The 3713-nt window shown below is 71.4% G+C and carries 2 protein-coding genes; both read left to right on the top strand.

The features are described 5' to 3' along the window. The first annotated feature begins 315 nt into the window (after window positions 1-315). A complete protein-coding gene (locus VFZ20_RS14850) occupies window positions 316-627 on the top strand; it encodes a metal-sensitive transcriptional regulator (RefSeq protein WP_329684686.1) in 312 nt (103 codons plus the stop codon). Window positions 628-638: 11 nt separating this feature from the next. Further along, a complete protein-coding gene (locus tag VFZ20_RS14845) occupies window positions 639-3539 on the top strand; it encodes a heavy metal translocating P-type ATPase (protein ID WP_329684685.1) in 2901 nt (966 codons plus the stop codon). Window positions 3540-3713 lie beyond the last annotated feature (174 nt).

Below are 3713 nucleotides of genomic sequence, written 5' to 3'. Positions count from 1 at the left end.
CCGCCCGCCTCTCGTCGTTTGTGCTGGTCTCCCCTCTCCGCGAGGAACGAGCGGCAGTGGGGCACGCCGCTATCGGCGCGATCCATCATCCTCACGCACCGATGTGCTCCCTTCCCCCATGCCGTTTATGGGGGAAGGGTCGGGGATGGGGGGCGCTCCGCCTCCGCACCAACTCTCCCCATCCGTCCGGAATCGTTGTCCCGGCTGATGATGTGCATCACCGGGATCATCTTGTTTGCGGGGGGTTGACACGGTGATTAGATTCGAATCAGCAATAGGGTAGGGGGGTATCCTTCAACTCACCCGGACGGACCGATGGAAACGACCGAACACAAGACGCACGCGGCGGCGGTGGAGCCCGAGATCAAGGACGCCGCGCTGGCGCGCCTCAAGAAGATCGAGGGGCAGATCCGCGGGCTGCAGCGCATGGTGGAAGAGGAGCGCTACTGCGCCGACGTGCTCACGCAGATCGCGTCGGTGCACGAGGCGCTGCGCGGCGTGGGCAAGCTCATGATGCGCAACCACCTGCAGCACTGCATCACCGGCGCCCTGCGCTCCGGCGACCCCCTGGAGGCCGAGAAGACCTACCAGGAGGTTCTGGACCTGATGTACAAGCACGCACGCTGAGGGATGGCACCATGAAGACCGAACAGACGGTCATCGATCCGGTGTGCGGGATGGAGGTGGATCCCGGGCACGCCGCCGGCAGCAGCGAGCACGCGGGGCACACGTACCACTTCTGCTCCACCGGCTGCAAGACGCGCTTCGACGCGGAGCCGGCCGTGTTCGCCGCGGCCGCCGCATCCGACGCCGATCCGCACGCGCACCACGCCGGCCATCACGGCTCGCACAACGCGCACGCCGATCACGCCTCGCACGTCGATCACAACGCGGCCGCGGATCACGCTTCGCACGCCAATCACGACGCGCACGCCGGCCACGCCGCTCCAGCCGCCAAGCCGAAGCGCGCGCCCCTTCCGCTGGCGCAGGCGCCGGCCGCGCCCATGGTGCAGCTGACGCGCAACGCACCCGCGCCCCAGCCGGACCCCGCGACGGACGACGCCGCGGCGGGCGAGCGCATCGACCTGCCCATCACGGGGATGACGTGCGCCGCCTGCGCCCGCCGCGTGGAGACCAAGCTCTCCAGGGCGCCGGGCGTCAAGCGCGCGGGCGTCAACTTCGCCACGCAGCGCGCCACGGTGGAGTACGACCCCGAGCAGTGCGGCGTGGCCGACCTGATCGGCACGGTGCAGAACACCGGCTACGGCGTGGCGGGCACCACGCACGCCGAGTTCGTCGTGGACGACAGCGCGCGGCCGTCCGGCAGCGCCGCGCCGCTGGAAAAGCACCTGGGCCGGCAAAAGGGCATCGTCGCCGCGCGGTTCAACCTGGGCACCATGACGGTGCGCGCCGAGTACCTGGCCGGCGCCACGGACCCGGCCGCCATCCGCAAGGCCATCGAGTCGTTCGGCTACCGCGTGCGCACGGTGCCGGGCGAGGGCGGCCAGGCGGAGGACGTCGATTTCGAGGCAAAAGCGCGCGAGGACGAGTACCGCGACCTCAAGCGCCGCTTCTGGATCGCCGCGATCCTGTCGCTGCCCGTGCTGGTGATCGCCATGTCGCACGGGCGCATCGGGTTCCTGGACTTTCCCGGCGTCAACTGGCTGCAGCTGGCCCTCACGGCGCCCGTGGTCCTGTACGCCGGCGCGCAGTTCTACCGCGGCGCGTGGGCGGCCTTTCGCCACCGCGCGGCGGACATGAACACGCTCATCGCCGTGGGCACGGGGACGGCGTTCCTGTACTCCGTCGCCGCCACCGTGCAGCCGCGATGGTTCGCGCGGGGCGGGCACGGCGGGATGCCGGGGATGGGCGCGGCGCCCGTGTACTTCGAGGCGGCGGCCGTCATCATCGCCCTCATCCTGCTGGGCCGGATGCTGGAGTCGCGCGCCAAGGGCCGCACGGGCGACGCCATCCGCCGGCTGATGGGGCTGCAGCCGAAGACGGCGCGGGTCATCCGCGACGGCGTGGAGCGCGACATCCCCCTGGCGGAGGTCGTCGTGGGCGATGTGATCGCCGTGCGCCCGGGCGAAAAGGTGCCCGTGGACGGCGTGCTGCGCGACGGCGCGTCGGCCGTGGACGAGAGCATGCTCACGGGCGAGAGCCTGCCCGTGGAAAAGACGGCTGGCGACGAGGTGTTCGGCGGCACGATGAACCGCACGGGCGCGTTCCGCTTCACGGCGACCAAGGTGGGTCGTGACACGGCGCTGCAGCAGATCGTGCGGATGGTGCAGGACGCGCAGGGCCAGCGGGCGCCCATCGCGCGGATGGCGGACGTCATCAGCGGCATCTTTACGCCGGTGGTGATCAGCATCGCCATCGCCACGTTCGCCGCGTGGTTCGTGCTGGCGCCGGCCGAGACGCGGTTCACGGACGCGCTGGTGGCGTTCGTCTCCGTGCTCATCATCGCCTGTCCCTGCGCGCTGGGCCTGGCCACGCCCACGGCCATCATGGTGGGCACGGGCAAGGGCGCGGAGCACGGCGTGCTCATCAAGGGCGGCGAGAGCCTGGAGACGGCGCACCGGCTGGACACCATCATCCTGGACAAGACGGGCACCATCACCGAAGGCCGCCCCGCGCTGACGGACGTCGTCCCCGCGGAGGGATGGGACGAGGCGGAGCTGCTGCGGCTGGTCGCCAGCGCCGAGCGGGGCAGCGAGCACCCGCTGGGCGAGGCCATCGTCCGCGGCGCGCGGGACCGCGGATTGGCGCTGGCGGATGCGACGGCGTTCCGCGCGGTGGCGGGCCACGGCGTGGAGGCCACGGTGGACGGGCGGACGCTGCTCCTGGGCAACGCCCGGCTGATGGCGGACCGCGGGATCGCGCCGGGCGGGCTGGATGCGCGCGCGGCGGAGCTGGCGGAGGCGGGCCGCACGCCCATGTTCGCCGCGGTGGACGGGCGGATCGCGGGCCTCGTCGCCGTGGCGGACCGCGTGAAGGCGGAGTCGCGCGAGGCCATCGCCGCGCTCCGGCAGATGGGCCTGCGCGTGGTGATGATCACGGGCGACAACCAGCGCACGGCGGACGCCGTGGGCCGGCAGGTGGGCGTGGACGGGGTGCTGGCGGAGGTGCTGCCCGAGGGCAAGGCGCGCGAGGTCAAGCGCCTGCAGAACGAGGGGCGCAAGGTGGGGATGGTGGGCGACGGCATCAACGACGCGCCGGCGCTGGCCCAGGCGGACGTGGGCATCGCCATCGGCACGGGGACGGACGTGGCCATCGAGGCCAGCGACGTCACGCTCCTCCGCGGCGACCTGCGCGGCGTGGTGACGGCCATCCGCCTGTCGCGGGCCACCATCCGCACGGTAAAGCAGAACCTGTTCTGGGCGTTCATCTACAACGTGATCGGCATTCCCGTGGCCGCCGGCGCGCTGTATCCGCTCACGGGCTGGCTGCTGTCGCCCGTGCTGGCCAGCGTGGCCATGTCGATGTCCAGCGTGAGCGTGGTGACCAACTCGCTGCGCCTGCGCCGGTTCAACGGATGAGTGCGTGAGTGCGGTAGTGCGGTAGTGGGCTCGGCGCGGCGGGAGAGCATCTGCCAAGCCGTGCCGAGCCCCCCGATGAGCGATTGAAATCGCCGCTGGAAAATCGCGAAGTCCGCCTGCGCGGACTGCGAGCGGGCAGATTTCCACTCCCGCACTAACGCACTAACGCACTCC

The sequence above is a fragment of the Longimicrobium sp. genome, from assembly GCF_036280135.1.
Lineage (GTDB): Bacteria > Gemmatimonadota > Gemmatimonadetes > Longimicrobiales > Longimicrobiaceae > Longimicrobium.
The sequence above is the reverse complement of the archived record's forward strand: the minus strand, read 5'-3'. Positions and strand labels throughout refer to the sequence as shown.

Excerpts from the sequence above, each read along its gene's own strand:
- VFZ20_RS14850 (WP_329684686.1), top strand. The coding sequence starts at position 316 with ATGGAAACGACCGAACACAAGACGCACGCGGCGGCGGTGGAGCCCGAG.
- VFZ20_RS14845 (WP_329684685.1), top strand. The coding sequence starts at position 639 with ATGAAGACCGAACAGACGGTCATCGATCCGGTGTGCGGGATGGAGGTG.